At 45.5% G+C, this 23,725-nt stretch carries 14 protein-coding genes; 13 read left to right on the plus strand and 1 reads right to left on the minus strand.

What is annotated here, in order from left to right; all coding sequences use genetic code 11:
* The first annotated feature begins 17 nt into the window (after positions 1 to 17).
* The 10 genes from AC58UX_RS02845 to AC58UX_RS02890 all read left to right on the plus strand — a co-directional run bounded on the left by AC58UX_RS02845 (position 18) and on the right by AC58UX_RS02890 (position 17,569).
* Complete coding sequence (locus AC58UX_RS02845; RefSeq protein WP_497249529.1) at positions 18 to 1,295, plus strand: Gfo/Idh/MocA family protein; 1,278 nt, start codon at positions 18 to 20, stop codon at positions 1,293 to 1,295.
* A 15-nt stretch (positions 1,296 to 1,310) separates the two neighbouring features.
* Complete coding sequence (locus AC58UX_RS02850) at positions 1,311 to 3,236, plus strand: DUF8034 domain-containing protein (protein WP_497249531.1); 1,926 nt, start codon at positions 1,311 to 1,313, stop codon at positions 3,234 to 3,236.
* A 38-nt stretch (positions 3,237 to 3,274) separates the two neighbouring features.
* On the plus strand, positions 3,275 to 4,033 hold the full coding sequence (locus tag AC58UX_RS02855) for an SDR family NAD(P)-dependent oxidoreductase (protein WP_497249533.1): 759 nt from the start codon (positions 3,275 to 3,277) through the stop codon (positions 4,031 to 4,033).
* 47 nt (positions 4,034 to 4,080) lie between these two features.
* Positions 4,081 to 5,847, plus strand: a complete 1,767-nt coding sequence (locus AC58UX_RS02860; RefSeq protein WP_497249535.1) for a glycoside hydrolase family 35 protein — start codon at positions 4,081 to 4,083, stop codon at positions 5,845 to 5,847.
* 157 nt (positions 5,848 to 6,004) lie between these two features.
* Positions 6,005 to 11,023, plus strand: coding sequence for an OmpL47-type beta-barrel domain-containing protein (locus AC58UX_RS02865; RefSeq protein WP_497249537.1), 5,019 nt, complete (start codon positions 6,005 to 6,007; stop codon positions 11,021 to 11,023).
* 326 nt (positions 11,024 to 11,349) lie between these two features.
* Positions 11,350 to 14,013 carry a glycoside hydrolase family 38 N-terminal domain-containing protein gene (locus AC58UX_RS02870; protein ID WP_497249539.1) on the plus strand — a complete coding sequence of 888 codons (2,664 nt, stop codon included), beginning with the start codon at positions 11,350 to 11,352 and terminating at the stop codon, positions 14,011 to 14,013.
* A 107-nt stretch (positions 14,014 to 14,120) separates the two neighbouring features.
* Positions 14,121 to 14,315 (plus strand): hypothetical protein, encoded by a 195-nt coding sequence (locus tag AC58UX_RS02875; RefSeq protein WP_497249541.1) that lies wholly within the window; start codon positions 14,121 to 14,123, stop codon positions 14,313 to 14,315.
* On the plus strand, positions 14,315 to 14,863 hold the full coding sequence (locus tag AC58UX_RS02880; RefSeq protein ID WP_497249543.1) for a helix-turn-helix domain-containing protein: 549 nt from the start codon (positions 14,315 to 14,317) through the stop codon (positions 14,861 to 14,863). Before AC58UX_RS02875 ends, AC58UX_RS02880 begins: the two co-directional genes overlap by 1 nt.
* 151 nt (positions 14,864 to 15,014) lie before the next feature.
* Entirely contained in the window at positions 15,015 to 16,133 is a 1,119-nt protein-coding gene (locus tag AC58UX_RS02885; protein WP_497249545.1) for a glycoside hydrolase family 88 protein, read from the plus strand.
* A 41-nt stretch (positions 16,134 to 16,174) separates the two neighbouring features.
* Positions 16,175 to 17,569, plus strand: coding sequence for a sialate O-acetylesterase (locus tag AC58UX_RS02890; RefSeq protein WP_497249547.1), 1,395 nt, complete (start codon positions 16,175 to 16,177; stop codon positions 17,567 to 17,569).
* A gap of 39 nt (positions 17,570 to 17,608) precedes the next feature.
* On the opposite strand, the gene AC58UX_RS02895 is transcribed toward AC58UX_RS02890, so the two are convergent.
* A complete protein-coding gene (locus AC58UX_RS02895) occupies positions 17,609 to 18,490 on the minus strand; it encodes a helix-turn-helix transcriptional regulator (protein ID WP_497249549.1) in 882 nt (293 codons plus the stop codon).
* 135 nt (positions 18,491 to 18,625) lie between these two features.
* On the opposite strand from AC58UX_RS02895, the gene AC58UX_RS02900 reads away from it, so the two are divergent.
* The 3 genes from AC58UX_RS02900 to AC58UX_RS02910 all read left to right on the plus strand — a co-directional run bounded on the left by AC58UX_RS02900 (position 18,626) and on the right by AC58UX_RS02910 (position 23,661).
* Positions 18,626 to 20,080: a HEAT repeat domain-containing protein gene (locus AC58UX_RS02900; protein ID WP_497249551.1), complete on the plus strand. Its 1,455-nt coding sequence runs from the start codon at positions 18,626 to 18,628 to the stop codon at positions 20,078 to 20,080.
* Positions 20,081 to 20,316: 236 nt separating this feature from the next.
* Positions 20,317 to 21,861: a response regulator gene (locus tag AC58UX_RS02905; protein WP_497249553.1), complete on the plus strand. Its 1,545-nt coding sequence runs from the start codon at positions 20,317 to 20,319 to the stop codon at positions 21,859 to 21,861.
* Positions 21,862 to 21,882: 21 nt separating this feature from the next.
* Positions 21,883 to 23,661 carry a sensor histidine kinase gene (locus AC58UX_RS02910; protein ID WP_497249555.1) on the plus strand — a complete coding sequence of 593 codons (1,779 nt, stop codon included), beginning with the start codon at positions 21,883 to 21,885 and terminating at the stop codon, positions 23,659 to 23,661.
* The last annotated feature ends 64 nt before the right edge of the window (positions 23,662 to 23,725 follow it).

Below are 23,725 nucleotides of genomic sequence, written 5' to 3' on the forward strand. Positions count from 1 at the left end.
GGAGAGTTGAAGTTTCTATGATCACAGCAGCTTTAATCGGAGCCGGACAACGAGGTGCCGATGCGTACGCGACTTATGCGTTGAGGCATCCGGAAGAAGTGAAATTTGTGGCGGTAGCCGATTCGGATCATGGCAGGAGGACAGCGTTTCAACAAGCTCATGCTATTCATGAAGACTATACATTTCAAACGTGGCAGCAGTTGCTTGACGGACCGAAAATAGCGGATGCCGTCTTAATCTGTACGCAAGATAAAATGCATTTCGAGCCGGCCATCCGCGCATTGGAGAAAGGTTACCACGTGTTGCTCGAAAAGCCCATGTCACCGGATCCAATGGAGTGCGTTATCATGGGCGAATATGCTGAAAAGTATAAAAGGGTATTTTCCATTTGCCATGTGCTTCGATATACGCCGTTCTATCAGAAGATGAAGCAATTGCTTGTCGATGGAGCGATCGGTCGACTGATTTCCGTTGCGCATACCGAAAATGTGGAACACCGACATCAAGCGCATAGTTTTGTACGAGGGAATTGGCGTAATTCAGAAACGTCCAGCCCGATGATCTTGGCGAAGAGCTGCCATGATATGGACATTTTGTCTTGGCTCGTGGATGCCGAGTGTACCAAAGTATCATCCTTCGGCTCACTGACCCATTTTCGCACAGACAATGCGCCTGAGGGAGCGCCGCAGTATTGCCTGGACGGCTGCCCGGTGCAGGATGAATGCCCGTATTTTGCACCTAAAATGTACTTGGAGCGAGAGGATTGGGTAAGTTCCGTGTGGCGGAAAGTTGTCAGCTTGGATGACAGCCACGAGGGCGTTATGAAAGCCTTAGAGAGGGGACAGTATGGCCGCTGCGTCTATCATTGCGATAATAATGTTGTCGATCATCAAGTCGTGAATTTGGAGTTCGCGAATGAGACAACCGTAGCCTTTACGATGTGCGCCTTTACGAAAGAAGGCGGCCGATCGATGAAGCTGATGGGTACACGTGGTCAACTTAGAGCGGATTTGGAGAAAAATATCATCGAGCTGAGCGACTTTTATACGGGTGAGACACAGGAGATTCAGATCGACGCTCCACTCGAGGGACATGGCGGCGGTGATCACGGTATGATGCGGGATTTCGTTCGACTTGTGAAAAGTGATGGAAAAGAAGCTGGGCTTACTGGGGCTCGCGTTTCCGTTCAGAGTCATCTTATGGCATTTGCGGCTGAGAAATCCCGTCTGGAGAGCCGCATTATTAAACTGAAGGATTACTATGCAGAGTTAAAATCAAGCCATGTTCATGCTTGAGGAGGGGGAAGTCAAATGACTTCGTTGAGACAAACAATGGCGCATGTTCGAGCAAATGAGCCTGTTTCACCGCCGAAATGGGCTTTGCAGGAACAGCATCTTTTTCATACATTGAACCAAGCGGCTAAAGAATTTATAGAGCGTTATACGCATCCGGACGGGACGCTGATTTGGTTTGATGACTGGCCAGGTATGGATGGCTCTGACGATCCTTATGAAGGATTTATGAACCTGGCGTTATTGTACATGCTCGGAGGAAGCAGTGAGCTGTACGAAACGTCCCGCAAAATTTGGGAAGGTATCACTTGGCAGTGGACACAATACGGTCAAATTCATCGAGAATTTGATGCTTATTACGACTGGATGCATCATGGTGAGGGATCGCTATATTTGTACTTCCTTGGTTTAGCGGGGCCTTCAACGCTGAAGGATCGTCAGAGGGCGGTACAGTTCGCAGCCATGTATACCGGGGATGATCCGGAATCCCCCAATTTTGATAAAGAGCACAAGCTGATCCGTTCTCCGCTTACCGGTAGCCGTGGACCTCGTTTTGAGGTAACGGAAGAAGATTGGAGTACGCACAGGGGAATTCTCGACGATTACTTGGCTCCTTTTGAAGATATTCCGGGGGTAGACTTCGCAAGTCTCAAGTGTGCTTGGTCGAATGACGAGACATATAAAAACATTATTACCATGATGAATGCGCGAATGAATCGCGGTGACGTGCCGCTGAATTTAAATGCCACGGGTCTTATTACGCATGCTTATTTGCAAAACGGTAATGAAAGCATGCGTGAATGGGTGCTGGCGTATGTAGAAGCTTGGTCAGAACGCACGAAGCTGAATGGCGGGATCATTCCCGATAATATAGGGTTAACAGGCAAGATCGGGGAGTACAACGATGGGAAATGGTGGGGCGGATACTACGGTTGGCGTTGGCCTCATGGGTTCATGACCATCATCGAGCCACTGACGAATGCTTGCATGAATACTGTCTTGCTTAGCGGCGATATGAACGGTCTACAATTGGCTAGAGAGCAATTGGATCGCAACTGGGAGCTCGGTAAGCAGCAGGACGGAACTTGGGTCGTGCCGTATAAGCATTTTGACAGCGGTTGGACAGACTACCGCCAGGCAACGCCTAGATATCCAATCTATTTATGGACAATGTCGATGGCTGATGAAGATATGGAGCGGATCGAGCGAATTCCTAAGGACCATGATTGGAATGAAGTGATCGTGCCTGCCTACTCCGGCAAAGATCCGAAAACGGGACGTGAAACGAAGCATTATATCGGAAATACGCAGCCTTGGTTCCAATATATTCGCGGCCTCAATCCAGATTATCCTGAGCGCATTCTCGATGCTAATCTTCGAATCGTTCACAATCAACTGGCAAAGATGCGGTCGCCTGAAGGTGATCCCTACAGTTGGAAGAAGCTATATAGCGAGGCGGAATTTTCTGCTATTCATATTTGGCAGGAAGTGTGTCCCCTCTATTTTGAAGGACTCGTACAGTTGACATTAGGCGGTCCGATGCATATTTCGCATGGAGGGTTACAGCATGGACGCGTTCGCTATTTTGATGCCAATGGAAAAAGACCGGGACTGCCTTCAGGTGTATCGGCACTCGTCGAAGCCATAGCAGAGGATTCTGTAACGATCCATTTGATCAATACAAGCTTATTCCATGAGAAAAGCTTAATGATTCAGGCCGGTGTTTTCGGTGAGCATAACTTCTTGCAAGGAGAAATGTTGGATACCACCGGGGACGTTACTGGTCATGTCGATGTGAACGGCAAATGGTTGCAGGTTACGCTGCCGGAGGGTACCGGAATTACGCTGCGCTTGTCCATGGAACGCTACGTGAATTTGCCTACCTATGAGATGCCATGGTCACGGGAAATGAAACCTGAGGTTATCAAGGGACGGACTACTTAAAGCTGAGGATAGATAGAGTAAACGATAAAGGTGATGTTATGGAAGATTTGCGCGGCAAAATCGCCCTTGTAACGGGCTCAACAAGTGGAATCGGAAGAGCGGCTGCATTAGATTTGGCACGTCACGGTGTCAAGGTGGCGGTTCATGGCATGAATGAAGAGCGTGGAAATCGGATTGTGCAAGAGATCACCGAATTTGGCGGAGAGGCTGTATTTATTCGGCAAAATCTTTCGTTGCGTGAGGCGCCTAAGCAATTGATCGATCAAACCGTTAGGCAATGGGGAGGCTTGGACATCTTGGTCAATAACGCGGCTCTTGTATGCAATAAGCCGATGGAGGAGATCAGGCATGAAGATTGGGATGCGTTGTTCGAAGTGAATGTCAAAGCGCCTTTCTTCTTAACGCAGGAAGCACTCCAGTGGCTTAAGGTCAGCGGTGAGGGAGTCGTCATTAATGTTAGTTCCATCAATCGTCTAGTGAATTGCCCGAATAATCTTATTTATGATGCGATGAAAGCCGCATTGAATCACATGACCCGCGGATTATCACTAGATCTTCGCCAGTCAGGCGTTCGTGTAAATGCGCTCATGCCTGGTGGCACAAAGACACCGCTGTTGGATGAATGGTTTAGAATAACGCATTGTTCACCGGATGAAGTAGAGCAAATCTATAAAGAGGCCAAAAATGTAGCCACGCCTGAGCAAATTGCGAATGCCATCGTATTCTTGGCAAGTAAGCGATCCGGATGGATTAATGGAGCGGAAATTCCGATCGACGGCGGTTATTTTATTGGCTGATAGGTTAAAGGGTATTGGTAAGTACTTAGGAAAAACGGAGGGTCAGTATGCTTACAATTGAAAATAGTCAGCTTTTAATGGCAGGCAAACCATTTCGAATTTTATCAGGGGCTATGCATTATTTCAGAATTGTTCCTGAATATTGGCGTGACCGTCTTCTTAAATTAAAAGCTTGTGGACTAAATACGGTAGAGACATATGTCCCGTGGAATTTGCATGAACCGCGAGAAGGGCAATTCAACTTCATGGGGATTGCCGACCTAGTGACATTTATTCGAATTGCAGCAGAACTTGGACTTTATGTAATTGTACGCCCAAGTCCATACATATGCGCAGAATGGGAATTCGGCGGCTTGCCGGCGTGGCTGTTAAAGGAAGACAACATGCGTCTGCGCTGCTCAGATCCATCTTTTCTCCGTAAAGTCGATGCCTATTATGATGTGTTATTGCCTCAATTAGTACCGCTGCAAAGTACGAACGGGGGCCCTATTATCGCGATGCAAATTGAAAATGAGTACGGAAGCTACGGCAACGATAAGCAGTATTTGAACGAGTTGAGAAATGGGCTTATTAAGCGTGGCGTGGATGTGCTACTGTTTACATCAGACGGCTATACAGATAGCAATTTGCAGGGTGGCACACTTCTTCCTGATGTTTGGGCTACTATAAATTTTGGATCACGAACGGAACTGGCATTTAATAAGCTGGAGGAGTATCAGCCGGATAAGCCGCTCATGTGTATGGAATTTTGGAATGGCTGGTTTGATCATTGGGGCAAGCCTCATCATGTGCGGGGGGCGGACCTTATTGCTCAGGTGCTTGATGAAATATTGAGCCGAGGAGGCTCGCTAAATTTCTATATGTTCCATGGTGGAACTAATTTCGGATTTTATAATGGTGCGAACTATCTAGGTAAATATGAACCGACAGTTACCAGTTACGATTATGACGCTTTGCTGACTGAGTCGGGAGATCCAACGGATAAATATTGGGCGGTTAGGACCGTCCTTTCGAAATATGTGCAAGTGGAAGAAGCTGAGCTGCCTCCGCCTATTCCCAAGAAGCACTATGGTCAAGTTCATTTCCAGCAGCATGCAACCTTGTTTGACTCACTCCCGTTGTTGTCTGAGCCTGTTCAGCGTATATATCCTGAATCGATGGAGCGTCTTGGTCAAGATTACGGCTTTACTTTGTACACCACGAAGGTTATGGGACCTATCTCAAGTACAAAGTTGGCCATTCAGCAAGTGAGAGATCGTGCGCTCGTTTTCCTGGACGGCGTATATCAAGGTGTTGTCGAACGAAATACGCATGATATGTCACCGAATGTGACTGAGCACGATATCGTCTTGGATATTCCGCCTGAAGGTGCGGTACTAAGCATTCTTGTTGAAAACCAAGGGCGGATTAATTATGGTTATGGGATGAACGATCCCAAAGGGATCACCGAAGGCGTTCGGATAGGGATACAGTTCCTGTATGACTGGACGATTCACCCGCTTCCATTGGATGATATATCTTCCCTTAGTTTTACAGCGGATAAGAAGCAATCAACAGTTACTCCGACATTTTACCGAGGCGTGTTCCAGGTTAATGAGGCATGCGATACATTTCTGAAGCTGGAAGGATGGGGCAAAGGCGTGGCGTATATCAACGGGTTTAATCTCGGACGTTATTGGGAGATTGGGCCACAACAGACGTTATATATTCCTGCACCGCTGTTGAAGGAAGGCGAGAACGAGCTTATTTTATTTGAGCTGCATGGGACGAAGGAAGCGGTTGCTATCCTTCAGGATGTTGCGGAGCTTGGCTGATCAGATAAAATTCCCTTCTATGAGAATATTGGAAAACAGGAATGTAGTCTAACAATTATCAATACGTAAAACTAAAAATTGTCCATACACAAGTATGGGCAATTTTATTTAAACTGTAACAGTAAGCGTTTTCAAATTGAGTGAGGAGGGATTATTAATGCATGTTGGAAAGCGAATATTTCTTGTGTTCTTAGCTGCACTGTTCTTGTTTTCAACGCTTCCGATGCAATCCAGTGTTTTGGCAGCAGGGCAAAGACCGCCGGTTATCGTATCTGGCAACTACACTAATCTTGATTTTAGTGTAAAGACGCCAACGATTTCGGGGAATAGGCATACGCTTGATTCAAGCATGTTCGGCACAGTTGATATTACACCAGGTAATAACTCGGCTGGGATCGTCACTGAGTCGGATGGTACTCGTGCGTTTAAGATGGAAGCAGTCTCAACGACTCTAAACACGTTCAAATCATCTCTTGGTTATACAGCACGATTCGGGGTCCAAATGAAAGTGAAGTTCAACAACACGACCTCTCAAAGAGCACTAGAGATGAAAAGTATTGCTCCTCCGGCACCGGATCAACCTGCATGGCCCAATTTAGTTCGGTTTGGTTTGAATGGAAAAATCTTAGATTCCAGCGGTGCCGTTGTTGGAACTTACGAGGCGGACCAATGGTATGACATTGTGGTTGATGTGGACACTCCGAACAAACGCTACAGTGTCTGGGTCAATGGAACACTGTTGATTGACAATCTGTACCTAGGCAACTTTTGGCTTGGGCTAACACAGAACAAATGGATACAATCCGCTCAGGCAGGCAATGTGCCAAGCAGTATGTCCATTGCTTATATGAAAGCAGGCTTGGTAACCGATCCGATTCCGCTTACAGCACTTTCCATTCAACCGTTTAGCGGAGACTTTCGTGTGAATCAATCCATACCGCTTTCCTTGATTACGACACCTTCAAACCCGACAGATGCAACCTTTAATTGGTCTTCTAGTAATCCAAATATCGTAGAAGTAAACAATCAAGGCGTTATAACAGGCAAATCCGTTGGAACCGCGACGATCACGGTGTCGTCTAGTACTAATCCTTCCATTACCACAGCTATTGAAATAACAGTGAAGCCGTTTAAAACGCCTTTGCTCATCAATCCGTCCTATCTCAATATTGACTTCAACCAGTATACGCCTCAGGTAACTGGCACTTCCACCATTACTACAACAATTGACGGCAGGTTTATGGGGGCAATAACAACTACACCAGGTGCCAGCAGTGCAGGTTTAATGGATGATGGCTCAAGCAAAGTTTTTTATATGGAGGCTGTCACCAGCGGGTTAAATGCTTTCAAATCCTTTGGCAAAACCGACCGCTTCGGGATTAATACCCGTGTGAAATTCAATAACACGGATTCCTCCAGAGGTTTCTTTGAAATGAAGTCGACTAATTATCCGACGGATAATGCGTGGCCACTGCTTCTAACCTTCGATCAGAATGGTAAAATCAAAGACTCAAAACAAAACATACTTAGCTCTTATGTAGCGAATAAATGGTATGACATTTATGTTGATGTCGACACACCGAACCGTCAGTATAGTGTCTGGATCGACGGACAACGCTTGGTCGATAAACTAAGTTTAGGGAATTGGAGCGGTGTATCCCAGAATAAAATCATTCAAAATCCAAATACAGCCCATACCTCAAGCCGGACCATGTTTGCTTATATGAAGGTCGGTGAAATCGCTCAAGCGGTTGAAGAGCTGATCATACCGGATATGACCTTGGATAAAGGAAAGGCGACTGCGCTTACCTACCAGACGGTTCCACAGCAAGCTTATATCGAGAAGGTAACCTGGACATCCTCCAACCCTAGTATTGCAAAAGTGGCAGGAAATGGACTGCTAGCTCTGAATACTGGAGTGGCAACCGTAACAGCGACAGAACAAGCCTCCGGCTTGAGCAAATCGTTCCAAGTTACCGTCAAGGAACCGGCAAATGATTGGAAATCACATGCGATCAGTAACAGTGATCTTGGTGCGGTTCTAATGGGCTCGGACCCAGGAGAACTCGGTTACAGCTTCGCTACGATAATGACGAAGTACCCTGAGCTTCAAACCTATACTGACATGGCTGACCAAACTTTCCTACAAGCGGTGCAGGCCGAGTCGGCTAAATTGACCTACCCGAATTCACACACCAAGTTTGAAAAATATGCAAGGTTATTCGTTCAGCTTTATCAGCTGACCAGTGACCCGAAATATGCCAAAAGAGCAGCGCTTATCCTGTATTATTCGGCTTTAGATTATTCTCGCATTGTGGTGAATACGAATTACAGCGACTTTTTATCTGGGAACTCGATTTTTCCGCTAAACGGGTTCTATGCCTATGGCCGATTGATAGATTCTGATATTTGGGGACAGCTAGATGCTACGTTAAGTACAGAAGAAGTGAAGCAATCGATCGAGAATCTTTGGTTTCGTGCAGCCGCTCTAGAGACGATCAGAGCGATGAGAAGTACGGAGCTTACCAATATCACGACGTATGGAGGCCGATTCGTCTCTATTGCAGCCTCGCTTTTGAATGATCCGGACTTAATCCGGGAAGTCATTGATATCTATGATGAATTGTTTAGTGGAAAATATTATTTTTCTGACGGCACGTGGTTTGAAGAAACTGTCTCTTATCAAGGGCAGACTTTCGGAAATGCGCTTACTACCTTGGGCGTCCTCAAGCACTGGACAGATCCTCAGGATTATGTGGATGCTCGATTAGGTCTTCATTTGGATCAGACAGACCTGGCTACAAGATGGCCGTTATTAGGGTTGAGTGTCGTCGACAATACGAAAATGCATTATCCAGATGGATCAGCAATCCCGCTTGGCGACAGCGACGGCAAATACGGAAGTCCTCAGCCATTGCCTATTACGAAGGAAATAGCCAATATCGAACTGCCGGCTTTGGGCTACTACGGCTTACTTCAAGGCGATTCAAGTGAAGCAACCCATGCGGGCTTGTTGTTCCAGCCAACGGATTTAGGCTTTGCGGGCGGACACACCCATTCGAACTTTTTATCCCTTGATCTGTGGGGGGCCGGCGTAGAACTGCTGCCTTACACAGGGTATATAAGATCGTCCACCTATGCGGACGGAAGCGGTCCTGCTTTACGCTTTGCTACATTCCGTCCATTATGGCGAAATATGCCTTGGGTATGGAGACAGGACGGAGCTAATACAAAATCAACAAAGGCATGGACGGAGCCAGCATTATTAGCCTATGATGCGGGATCAACGAATGGCAAGCAAGTCCAACTCGTCGAAGCTTCAGATCCAGGTCCGGCAGGTGCGGGTGCGGAGATGAACAGACGTTTGCTTATGATGGTCAACCTGGACGGGAATAGCAACTATACCTTCGACTTGACACGCATGCAAGGCGGTCAGGCACATGAGATCTATCAGCGAGGTGCCGAACTCGAGAACATGAACGTTCAAACCGAAGGAATCACGCTCAATGAAACAGGGGCGGCAAATCTCCAGGCGTATTTAACAAGCATTAACAGCACGGCAGGACTCGCATCGGACAGGAATTATCTGCTTAATCCGAAAGCCGGATCTGGTGCTGATAGCTTCTCGTTCACCTGGACAGGACAACAAACAGGCTCATCCATACGCACCTTCATGAATGGCGTGAACGGATCGGATGTGTTCCTATCGAGCCTTCCGACAGCTAGAAGAATCTCAACAAAGGCCGATGAATCCAAGTATGTAACACCGCATCTTACTAGAAGACATATTGTGGCGGACAGCAGCGAAATCACGCAGTATGGTGCCGTTTATGAAACGCTGAAGAATGGCCAAACAGGAAAGATCGATCATGTTGAGTGGCATAAGGCGGACGATTCGGACCCGATGACGAATATTGCGGTCGTAACTAGCGTTGTCTATAAGGACATCATTTATACGAGCGGTGATCTGAATGAGCGCAGCTTCCAAGGCATCACTTTCTCCGGAAGCATTGCGATTGCCAGAATCGACGCGTTGACCGGTAAACTTGTGTATACCTACGTATACGGACCAGGTAAAGTGCAAAAGCAGGATCATTCTGTGATCGGTCATGACACACAAGTATTGGAAATCACAGCAGCAACAACGGCTTCTATTAATACTGGCCTTGATCCGGTGGTTCGCGAGAATACGATTACCGTGAGCGGTCATGTCTTGCATGCAGATTTGCTCAAGGGACGGTGGATTCAGACTAGATTTGGGGACGGATCAGCGATTGGCGCGAAAGTGAAAGATATAGCTGAAATCGGAGATTCAACGTTGATTTCATTGGAGCAATACACGCCATTCCGTGTGACGGCGCAAGGGGTAGAATTGTTATTTAACCCGAAAGTGTCGATCCCTGGAAAAGCTTATGCTATCCTGAATTCGTCTCAATATAAGGCGGATTTTATCCCTCCAGATACGACGGATAATGCTCCTGCAGGATTGGTTAACGAGGATACGACTGTAACCTTGAGCGCTGTTGATTTGGGTTCAGGAGTTGCAAGCACCTATTACGTTGTTGACGGAGGTGCTCAGCAAAGCGGTAATGCCGTCACATTTTCGACGGACGGGATTCATTCGCTTACTTATTGGAGTGTTGACCATGCTGGGAATGTGGAACAACCTCATACGATTAGCATAAGTTTGGATAAAACTAGCCCTGTAATCATGGTGACCGGAGTCGTTTATGGTAAATTTAATAATTCCGGAGACATTACACCCGTTGCAGTATTAAGCGATAATTTGAGTGGGGTCGACGCAGAAAAAACATTAGTTAAGCTAGATAATTTGAATGTGAAGCTTGGGGAAATAATTCCTCTGTACACGCTGCTTCTAGGGTCACATACGTTTACCCTTTCATCAACTGATCTGGCGGGGAACACAACTCATATGGATGTAACTTTCCAGACCACAGCAACTATTAGCTCCTTAAAGTCCTTGGTAACTCGATTGGAGACTGCAAAGTGGATTGATAACAAAGGGATTGCAAACAGCTTGCAGAGCCAGTTGAGTGCAAATAACCTTGTTGACTTTGTAAATCATGTGAAGGCGCAGCGTGGAAAACACATTACAACTGAAGCAGCTGATTATTTATTAAGGGACGCGCAATATTTGTTAACACAACAACAGTAATGCCTTTATGATGAACGACTCTCCATGCCGATGCATAGTGGAGTCGTTTTTCATAATCTAACTAATCTACATAGTAATTATCAGGATCATCCATACATTTGATAGCGCTTTCGGAGTAAAATAGGGTAAATACATTTGCTGAATATTTCAGCATCTTCGACAATTGCGTGTAGCAATGTTAACAATGCATTTGACAATAATCCGACCACGTATTGGCAGCCAATTACAAATAAAGCTTACGAGCGGTGGACTGAAGGATTGTAAAGAAATTGAAGAAGGAGATGGGCTCTCCAAACCGTCATATTTAACTCTAAAGAGGTGCTATTATGCGTAACAATCATTCAAAGGTAGACATGGAATGGCCGAATTTGGAGGAGGTCATCGTTGTTTGTAAAACACACTTTGACATAGGCTATACACACCGTGTCAATGAGTTCGTCGACTATATTCGCACCACGATGATTGACAGGGCTATGGATATCATGGATCAAGGAAATCATTTGCCGTCAGAGCAGCAATTCGCTTGGACAAGCCCTGGATGGGTCATGTCTAAGGTATTTGATCATTGGGATGGCCAAACGCAAGAGCGTCAAAATCGCCTCAACGATTATGTTAAATCTGGTCGTTTCAAGGTTCATGCATTGCCGTTCACGCTAGAGTCCGATGCTTGCGAACCGGAGGAAATGGCTCGCGGCTTAGCCTTCGCCTCCAATCTATGTCGAAAGTACAATATGCCATTGCCTCTTTCCGGTAAAATGACCGATGTCCCTTCACATGGTGGAGCATTGGCGACGGTTCTAGGGAACAGTGGCGTCCAGTTTATTCACATCGGATGCAACTGGCCGAGCGGCTTTGTCTCCACTCCAGGACTCTTCTGGTGGGAAGGCCCAGATGGTTCTCGCGTACTTGCCTTGTACTCCAACACCTATGGCACTGCTACAGGTCTTCACTGGCCTGAACGGTGGGGAGGGGGGGATCCTAGCAATGGCTATAACTTAATCCCGCCGAAAGGCTGGTCATATAAAGCCTGGCCTGCGATTTTAGTCACGCAGGACAACTCTGGCCCCCCGTCTGCCGATTTGATCCAAACCATTTTTGAAGAGGCACAGCGCAGGCTTCCTGGTGTTAAAATACGTATGGGCACGATGGATGATTTCGTAACCTCGATTCTTGCCGACAATCCAGAACTACCTGTCGTTACAGGTGAAATGCCTGATACTTGGGTTCATGGCATCATGAGCGACCCGAAAGGTGTACAGACATCTCGCGCTGTACGTCCCCAGCTTGCTGCTTCTGAGGCACTGAACACCCAACTCAGCATATGGGGCGTACAGCAGCCTGCGATAGTGGATGATGTTGAGCAAGCTTATGAACAAATTTTGCTCTACGGAGAGCATACTTGGGGAATGGCGCCATGTATCACACAATATGGAGATCAATTTGCTCAGGCCGATCCCGAATTGGTGGCGAATCTTGAGGCTTCGTGGGTGGACAAAACGGATTATATCCGAAACGCTGCCAAAATTACCGATACCATTGCTAACACGAATCTCAAAGCACTTTCCGAAAATGTAATTGCCGCTCATGGGGACATTATTGTGTATAATCCATTGCCTTGGACGCGTTCAGGAATTGTCGAGATAGAGCTAGATCGTGAAGTGACTTCCATGATCGACAACAGCAGCGGAGAAGAGATGGAGGGACAATGGAAATGCAGTCAGTTTGTCTTTTTTGCCAAGGATATCCCACCTTGTGGATATAAAACTTACACACCTAAAGTCAATTCCAAAGTTGTCCCAGAATCTGAGCAAGCAGGAAACTGTCTTGAAAATGACTTTTACAAGATCGTAATAGACCCGAGCAGCGTTTATATAGTATCACTTATTGACAAACGAACAGGGCGTGAGTGGGTTGACTCCTCCGCGTCACATCAATTCGGACAATACCTTAACGAGCGTTTCACCTTCGAACAGACGCTGGACTACACAATGAAGTACCAGATGGGGCGTGCCAAAGATTGGCCGCATCCTGGTATGCATAAAATTGGCATGATCTCTGAAGATCAGGTGCCTTATCGTGCTGCGACTAGTGCTAATGGTGTCGTTAAATTTGGATCGAGTTCGGTTACGATCGAGTGCCCTGCTGATCCGAGCAACCATATGCCAGCTACGATGTTAAAGATTACGCTGGATCAATACCAACCTTTTATTGACCTTGAGCTGACCATTCACAATAAAGAGAAGGATAATTGGCCAGAGGCGGACTGGCTCTGCCTGCCGTTCAACGTAGCAGCGCCACAGTTCCATGTATATCGCCAACTCGGTGCCATGAATCCTGCAACTGATATTCTTCCGGGGGCAAATCGGGACCTATTCTCGGTGGGCCACGGAGTGACAATCACTGACGCTGATGGCGCTGGCATCGCAGTTTGCCCGCTTGACCATCCATTGATAAGCCTTGATCGTCCTGGTTGCTGGAAGTTTTCAAGAGATGCTGAGGAGTTCACTCCAATAGAACCTGTCGTCTATCTCAATCTCTACAACAATCAATGGAACACCAATTTCCGCTACTGGTACCCTGGCACCTGGAGTTCACGTGTCCGCTTGTGGACATTTGACACCAAGACGCCCGCTGACGCCGTCATAGCCACGCCCGCGCTTGAAGCTCGCAATCCTTTAATGGTGAACACAGCCACAGGCAAGGGCAGGTCGCTGCCAGTGGAACAGTCCGGAGTCCATGTTTCCCGTAAAGGGACACAAGTCACTGCATTCGGAACCAGCCCTGATGGAGAGGGCACTCTTTTGCGAGTATGGGAACAAGCAGGTGTCTCTGGAGTACTCACTGTCACCCTACCAGCATCTGCAACATTTACAACTGCAATGCCGGTTAATCTACGAGGAGAAAGAGTCGGCGAATTATTAGAAATTAAGGACAGCCAACTGAGGTTTGACCTTCATAGATACGCACCTGCCAGCTTCTTACTCAATTAGTCGATCCCATTTTAATAAATAATCATAGACTCTCAGTCCGTTGCTGAGGGTCTCTTATTTGTTTTAGTTCAATCCGCTAAAGGCCTGCCCTCTCTCGGGTACAGCCGATGGAGTTCTCCGGTATTAGTGGAATCGGACAAGGGGTGCAGGTTGTTGAACCTGGGCAAATTCATGCAGCGATTCAAACAGCAGCGGAGGCTTCCTATCAATTTTTTATTCATGGGAATAGCAACCAGATCGATACGTATACATCAGCCAGCAAGTTAACGAACGGTTTAATCTCTTTGTTGAACTTACCTTGATGGCGAATACGTCACAACTAACGGTTCAAGACGCACTTCACATTTATTATGCGATTCTATCTATTACAAACGAGAGTTCAGTGGAAGAAGATTACATGCAGACATATGAACAGCTCTGTGAGAGATTTGAGAGCTTCACAAAGATGTTAAACGAACTTAAATTATTTATTCCTGTTAGATTGCGTCAGAAAGAAGCAGTGACTACAGAGATAACAACCAGCGTTACGTTTAAGAAAATTATTAAATTTGTAGACGAACATTTTCAGGAGAATGTTTCGATTCAGACCATTGCTGAGCAGTTCGATCTCCATCCCAAATATGTGAGTCAGCTATTCCAAAGGGAAATGAAGGAGAATTTTACCAATTACTTGCTCAAAATCCGTATCGGGCGCGCGTGTACGCTTTTGAGAGGGACGAATCGCTCTATTAATGACATCGCTGAGAATGTGGGATATTACGACTATTACTATTTTGCTAAAATATTCAAAAAAAGCTTTGGCGTAACTCCAACTCAGTATCGCATGTCAAATGAGCAGTTATCGATCTAATATATGCAAGCGATTCCATTGATAAAAATTCCATACAATCGTCTAACCACTGTACATACCTACTATGGTTAACTTTGTTTATAATTTTTTAGTACGCTGTTCTAACTATACCTAAGGCTAAATTAATCCTATATTCTAGAGGTGAAACACTATGTGGCAAACAGCAATTGAAGACGCCATGTCTAAAATTAAAAAGAATTTCGAGCGATACCCAGGCTTACTCCCGCATATAACTGAAAATCAACGTTACCGTTGGGGGGAAAACGATGATTGGATCGAAGGCTTCTACATTGGCATGATGTGGCTTTCATATGAATATAGCGGCGACGAAATGTTCAAACAGGCTGCTGAATCCTTCGATGACAATTTCCGCAATAGGATAGAGCAGCATATTGCTCTTGATCATCATGATCTCGGCTTTTTATATACGTTATCATCTGCTGCTAATTGGCGGATTACCTGCAGCGAGCAAGCTCGTGAACTCACGTTAAAGGCTGCTGAAAAGCTTCGTGACCGTTGGCGTCCTACATACGGAGCCATTCAAGCATGGGGCAAGGAAGGCGATCCTGTTAACGGTGGCAGAATTATTATTGATTGCTTGATGAATTTGCCCCTCTTGTTTTGGGCTTATGAGCAAACAGGAGAGCAGAGTTACTATGATATCGCATATAAACATGCGCTCAAAAGTCGCCGTTTTCTAGTAAGAGGAGATTTTTCTTCGTACCATACGTTTTATTTCGACCAAGAAACAGGTAACGCCCTTCGCGGTGGCACACATCAAGGCTATGAAGATGGATCGACTTGGACGCGAGGACAAGCGTGGGGTGTGTACGGTTTTGCCTTGTGTTATCGTTACACAAAAGATTTAGTGTTTTTGGAGACAGCTAAGAGACTCGCGATCTATTTCTTGGAGCACTTACCAGAAGACCATGTCGCGTACTGGGATTTCGATGTTGCGATCGAGGAAGGAACGCCAAGAGACAGCTCAGCTTCAGCAATTGTTGCCGCTGGTCTTCTGGAATTGTTAGAGCTGCTGCCTGAAGAGGATGCAGAAAGAGAGATGCTTCTGAAAGGGTTCCATCAATCGATGCATTCCCTTGTGGAGAATTACTCAACGATGTCGTTGCCGGTTGCTGAGGGACTTCTAAAGCATGGATCATACGTTGCAAGTAAAAAAGATGGCTGTGTAGACGACTTTATGATCTGGGGAGACTATTTTTATTTGGAGGCACTCGTTCGTATAAGCAAAGGAATTAAAGGGTACTGGTAGTCAAATGACCAATCGTAAAATCAGAGGTGGAGGTGTGTTAAATGGGGAATGATCAGATTGGAGTTATGATTAAGCAAGGTCCGCAGTCGTGGGGGATTATTCAACAAGTGAATGGAGCGGCCTCAATAGAGATGTCCGGTGTTTGGTCCACGAACGAGGAGGCCAAGTCACCGCAAGTGTACGCTCGAATTGTCATAGAGGACTCAGCTGAGATGGTTGTTGCATGGGTAGCTGCTGCAATGGGCGAAGGACAAGCCTGGAGTGTTCGGATAGATCATGTGCCCGCAGGTGGCTTGTACCGTATCGAAACGTGTCTGAAGATCGAACGTGTAGCAGGGCTTGAATGGGCCATACGTGGAGATATGATCCATCATGTCGGAGTCGGGGATCTATGGGTAATAGCTGGACAGAGTAATGCTGCAGGTTACGGTAAAGGCCCGGTTAACGATCCTCCTGAGTTGGGTATTCACCTGTTACGAAATAACGGAAAATGGGATTTGGCGTCTCACCCCTTTAATGAATCAACGAATACGATACATATCGAGAACCGAGAGGGTGCCAACCCAGGTCATTCTCCTTTTCTAGCTTTTGCACGTATGATCAAACGGGAGACGGGCTATCCGGTAGGACTCGTACAAACCGCTTTAGGCGGCTCGCCTCTTCGGATGTGGAATCCGCAAGAAGAGGGCACACTATATCGCAATATGTTAAACATTGTGAAATCGGTTGGTGGATCTGTTAAAGGCGTGCTTTGGTATCAGGGCTGTAGCGATTGTAATCCGGAAGAATGTAGTACTTACATGGATAGGTTTGGCATCATGGTCAGCGAGTGGCGGCGTGATTTGCAAGACGCCAGTCTCCCATTCATAACCGTTCAGTTAAATCGGCATACTGCATCTCAAGCCGTGAATGAAGCAGATCGATCTTGGGGCACGGTGAGAGAACAGCAGCGGATGGCTGCGCTAACGATCCCTCATGTGAGCCTTGTTCCAGCAATCGATTGTCCGCTTTCCGATGAAATTCATAATAGCCCTGCAGGTAATTTGTTAATCGGGGAACGTATGGCGAGAGCGGCGTTAGCAACGGTTTACGGTAAAAAACTTCATTACCGTGCCGCAGTTATCAGCGATGCCCGATTGAACAACGATGCCTTGGGAGAGACGATGGTGGAACTGAAGTTCGATGATGTAGGTGGATATTTGCTCCACACAGGCCCGAGTCATCCCGTATTTACGTTGGAAGATGAAGAAGGAAAGGTAGACATAATTGAATGGTATATATCCGGTAAGAACACCATCCAATTAAAGCCTGGACGGCTGCTTCAGGGAAAAGTATATGTAAATGGTGCTTATGAAAGAAATCCGGCAACTTATTTCCCGCTCGATAGCTTGACGTATATGCCACCCCTTTCTTTTTATCATTTCCCTGTGAACTGAACAATCTGAGCTTGGTATAAATATATACCAAGCTTTTTTTCATGTGTCGAATGAGTCCCTGAAATCGCTAGGCGTTTGTCCCGTTATTTTATGAAATATTCTAGAAAAATAATGAACAGATGAAAAATGATGGCGCTCAGCGATTTCTGTAATGCTTAACTGAGAGGATTGCAAATCCTGTTTAGCTCGGTTAAGTCGGAAATGAAGTATGTATTGATTAGGAGAAAATCCTGTTGCTTTCTTGAAAACCTCAAAGAAATAACCCCTGCTAATTCGCAATTCATTGTAGTAAACTTCGAGTGAGTGTAGGCTCCCCTGCATGAGATCATGTTCCATTTTTACAAGTGTCTTATAGATCCGAGGGTCGGGAATAATATCTTGAAGTGTGAAGGTGAGAAAATATTCAATAAAGCTCTGAAAATTTCGTTGGATCTGCAAACTGCGAACAAATGTTCGTTTTGAAGTGAATTCTTCGGACGTATAGAAGCTTTTAAACCAATCAATCCAAACTCGAACGGACTCTACCTTGACATATTCGGGGATAGGGTAAGGAAAGCTCGGACCGATTAGCGATGACTTCAACTGCAAGGGATCATAGCAGATCGGACTGGGAGACTTAAAAATTGATTTTCTATCTGTAAGATTCCAGTCAAAATAACAGCAAATATGCACCATAGGTGATTCATGATCCGCTATCCATTCGTGCGGTTGCCCCGCCGGTAAATAGAATAGTGAGCCGGGTAACGCTTCGTGGCTGCGTCCTTCGGTATGAAGAATTCCTTTTCCCTCGCTAATTAAATATAACGAGCTAGCATAACAAATTCGAGGTAAGCTGGTTTGGCTTTTCGAAAATGGGTACTGAGTTGCATAGTAAACATAAGGATGAAACTGTGAGAAGTCCAACAGGATGTAAACCTCCAATATGAAATTTCTAATTATTCTTTTTAGAGAAAACCTGACAATTGTGCAAAATGAAGATTCATCTCTAAATACGAAAGTGATCGAAAAAGGTATATTCTTATTGTACCTTAAATCATATAACTGGAGTGAATGTTTATGTTAGATGCTAAGTATTTATTGACTGATGAACAAATGGTGCAATTTATCACGAGAGGTTATGTTGTGCTTCAGAATGAGGTATCACCAGAGCTTCATCTAGAAACTATGAAGAAAATCAATGTAGTCTTGCATGAGGAAGGGAATCCCGGTAACAATATTTTACCGCGTGTTCCAGAGATTGGTCAGTTCTTTGAAACCCCAGTGGTGAAGGGGGCTTTAACCAGCGTGCTTGGCACAGATTACTATATGCATCCTCATCGTCATTGTCATTACAATCAGCCGGGTAATCCAGTTCCTGGTGGTGGTAAATGGCATAAGGATGGTTACTGGTCATCCATGCGTAGTCACAGGCCTTGGTGGGCGATGATCTTCTACTATACACAAGATATTACAGAAGAAATGGGTCCAACAACAATCATGCCGGGATCGCAGTATTATGAAAAATTTCTTGGTGATGATGCAGAATACCTTCTACCTACGGGGAAAGCAGGAACGATGGTTTTGGTTCACTTTGACCTGTGGCATAAAGCATCAATCAATCATTCTGAACGCGATCGCTATATGCTTAAGTTTCAATTTGTTCGGTTAAGCACTCCGAAACAACCAACGTGGAATCACTCCAATTCAAATTTTGTATCACCTGAAAATGTTCCGGCGCAGCACGAGGATTTGTGGCTTGATGTGTGGAATTGGCTGCGTGGGCAAGCTCCTAACAGCGATGAGAATGCCCATGATCAACAAATTCAAGAGCTTGGACGATTGCTGCAAGAGGATGAAATTAGTGCTTTGAACGCTGCCTACGCCCTTGGAACTATGGGCTCTAAGGGGGCAGTGGAGTTGTTGAAGCATTTGCAGGACGGCACGCACTTGGTAGCTACTCGAGCTGCGTATGGTCTGCAAAGCTCTGGAGTTGCTGCGGTACCAGGGTTATTGACAATGCTCGGTCATCCTGATGAAAAGCGCAGAGGTTTGGCAGCATTCGTCCTAGGGATGTTAAACTATACGTCTGCTGAAGTGGCTTCTGCCTTAATCACAGCAACGAAAGATAACAGCGAGTGGGTACGCCGTAATGCGGTTGAATCGCTGGGTATTAAGGTTCAACCTGCGAATTTGATTGTTCCGGCTTTGGCGGAAACATTGGTAAATTCTTTACAGAGTGAGTCTGAGGAAGCAGTAGAGAAAGCGGGATATTTTATAAATGACCAAGGATATATTCGTAATAAAATAGGCTATACAGCGTGCCTATCGCTGCTTCGTGCTGGTCGCGAGGGAGACCCGGCTATCGTGCTAAGTGCGCTTAAGAAAGCACTGTCCAGTAAAGACCGATATGTACGGGCTTACGCTTTCGAAGTTTTGGGCAATCTTCGTACAGAAGAAGCAATGGAAACATTAATTCAATATTTCCGTTCGGCAAGATGGTGTCCAGATACACACAAAGCTAGTGTTTTCTAAGGGATTCTTCTAATTTCCCTTCATGAACCATCTATTATTAATCCATACGAGTGTTATAGGCGAAAACCAATTATAATTTGCGATTTATTTGTATTTTGCCATAATGAGATGTACCATCAATAAAGGTTGGACCTGGAATCTCCAGTGTTCAATCTTTTTTCATTAATGTGACAGAGATCCATACATCGTTCAACCAAATAGTGGAAAGCTAGGTTTATGCCATAAAGGAGTAAGTCATGGAGACATATTGCAAGGTATTAATTGTGGATGATGAAATGCTGGTGCGTCAAGGCATCAGACATTTGCTTGATTGGGAAAGTGAAGGCTTTCACATTGTCGGCGAGGCTTCGAACGGGAAAGATGCGCTAGACATGGTTAAACAATTTCAACCCAACATGATCCTAACGGATATTGTGATGCCGGTCATGAATGGGGAGGAATTAGTCAGGGTTGTAAAAGGCTTATATCCAGAGATAGAAATCGTGGTGCTCAGCAGCTACGGTGAATTTGAGTATGTCCGTTCAACGTTTCAGAACGGTGTCGCGGATTATTTACTAAAGCCTAAATTGGATGCGAATTCACTTTTAGCTGTATTAAAGAAGACCGTTCAGCACATGCCCGCATTCAGGCACATGGAGTTTACGAATGACAACGGTCAGTCGGTCGACTATGTGTTGGACAAGCTGATTTCGGGCTACGCTATGGAGGTTGACGTTGCGGAAATTAGCACCCATTTTCCATATCCATGCTTTGTCCTATTCGTTGCAGATATGAAGGACAGCTCATCTGTCATGAAACGAAATGAGGAATGGATCGAAGCTTTTCTGAAAGGTTTGGTTCAGGATGTTAAACACCCTGTGGTTATCCACCGTCTTTCACTTCAAGATAGCCATATCCGGTTTTTGCTGAATACAGCGGATGTTGGCAGAGCAGATGCCATCTATTTGGCTGAACAATTGGTGGAAGCTGGCGTGAGAGGTGGGTTATCCTTCTATGTCGCACTCAGCAAGAATTTCGCGAAAATCGAAGAGCTTCATGACGTCTATTCGAATGATATTTTAAAAGTATTGGATCACCGTTTCTTTCTTTCGGATCAACAGCTGTTCTTTGCAAATGAACTGGAGGATGAGGAAGTGAACCAGGAAGCGTTTGATTCGGAGGCGTTTACGGCTGAACTGAACCATCAACAATTTCAGCTAGCCTTTGAACGTCTCAGCCGTTACGTAGATTCCATGCCTGGCAGGCTGGATACAGATATGTTCGAGTTTAAATCTTTTCTGGGGCATAGCTTATTCAATATCATTGTCACTTTGCTGCATTTCCACTATGAGGCAAGCTCGCTGGATGAAGCGAAGTATGAGTATTTCCGCGCCATTCATGAAGCCAAACATATTGGGGAAGTGCGTTCACTTTTAGCCAAGTTTCTGATGGAAGCGACAGACTGCGTGACAGGTAACAAAGCAAGCCCACCAGGTATACAAAAGATTTTAACGTATCTGGATGAGCATTTTGCTGAGCCGCTAACCTTGACGGATGTCGCCAAACGGTTTCATTTTAACCCTTCGTATCTATCCAATTATTTCACCGTTCATAATAAAGAAGGCTTTAATGAGTATTTAAACCGCATTCGAATCGAGCGTGCATGTGAGTTATTAAGGGGCAGCGCGCAGCTTTCCATTTCAGAAATTAGTAGTCTTGTGGGGTACTCCGATCATAGTTACTTCACGAAAGTGTTTCGTAAATTGATGGGTACTTCACCTAGCCACTACCGCAAAAAATGAAAACGAAGGGACAGCAAACCTATGGGGGCATGGCTTAGAAGGATCGCCGATCAAAGCTTATTTAGTAAATTGTTTTTGGTGATGGTGCTCAGCATGATCGCGGTCACGGTTGCGACTTCTTGGGTTACTGTGCAAATGTCGCAAAAGCTGTTTGTGAAGACATTCAGTATCACGAACTCGAAAATTATTGAACAAATTAAAAGCGGTTTGGAATCCATTCATTATACAAATGTTAATATTGCCATTAACGCTGCACAAAGTGGTGCGATTAAGAGTTTTCTGACCGCAGGAGATGTCGACTCTGTAACGAATTCCAGGGTGACCTTCGGCATGAGCGAACAGATGAAGCGAATCCAGTCGGGTATTGGAGCCAAGAACATTGGGATGATCATTTCGGGTATCAATGGCAAAAGCTATACGAGTGATCGTACCTACTGGTCCGGTACCACGGAGGATTTAGGGCGAAATCCGATAACACAACAGTCGCAGAACCAGCCTGGACGACTGATGTACAGCTTTTTGAACGAAGGAACTCCGAGGTCTGGAGATCAAGGCCTGGTTGCCACCAAGGCTCTGATTGAACCTGTCAATAAAGAGTGGTATGGGACGCTATATCTCATCATGAAAGAAAGTGATTTTAGATCGATTTATGGCAGCTTCACAAGTGAGGGAAATGATGTGATGATCTTGGATCGACAAGGTCTGATTGTTTCCAGCAATCGAGATGATCTGATTGGAACTACTTCGAAAGAACTTTTGGATAGTGCCAAAAGGATTCAGCAACTTGGTCTGGCCGAGGATGAAATGAAAATGTCTCACAAGGATGTCATTGTGGTGGCTAAGGATTTGCCTTTGTACGACTTCTACATCGTCAATGTTATTGATAAGGACGCTGCACTAGGTCAAATGCTCAACCGAAAAGCGATTTTCTTCCTTGTTGCTGGAATCGTCGTCGCGGCTGTACTCATCGTGTATGTCATCACGCGAAGACTGACGCTCTCGTTAAGAAAGCTTGTTAAGAAAATGTCCACGGTGACGAAAGAGAATTTTCACAATTATATGGCAGAAACCGGCACCTATGAGACAAGGGAGCTTAGCCGCTCTTTCAATTTTATGCTCGACGAGCTGAACGACTATATCTCCCAGTTGGTTGAGACGCAGAAGGAGCAGCGGAAGGCAGAGTTAGCCGCGCTGCAGCAACAGATTAATCCGCATTTTCTATACAATACGCTGGCTTCCGTTAACATTCTCGTTCAACGAGGTAGTCAAGAGACCGCCACGCAAACGATTCATGCCCTCATTTCACTCCTGCAGAATACGATCAGCAATGTTCAAGAAACGATTCCCGTTGTGCAAGAGATGGTGAATTTAAAGCATTATGTGTTCATTAATCAGATTCGTTATGGCCAAGGGATTAAAGTGGATTACTTTGTTTCACCGGACTGCTTGCCTGCGCAAATACCAAAGCTGATGCTGCAGCCATTCATTGAGAATGCTTTTTTCCATGCTTTTAATAACAAAGGTGCTGGATATATTTACGTCATCGTCACGAAGGAGAGAGAGACGCTGCTCTGTGAAGTCGTTGATAATGGGGATGGCATGGAACTGTCGAACAAACCGGATGAAATACCTAATCCCACAAGTGCGAAGCAGTCGTTTACGGGGATTGGTATTCGCAATGTTCATGATCGACTGCGTCTTTTGTACGGAGAAGAGTACGGGGTTACGATTACAAGCTCGTTGGGTCAAGGAACGAAAGTAGCCATTAAGCTTCCATGGAGTACCGAACAATACAAATAGCAGAATAGAAATCTAAAATAAATACAAAATATAAAAATATTACTAATGCGTGGTTGAGGACGGA

This window comes from Paenibacillus sp. J22P90, assembly GCF_059692195.1.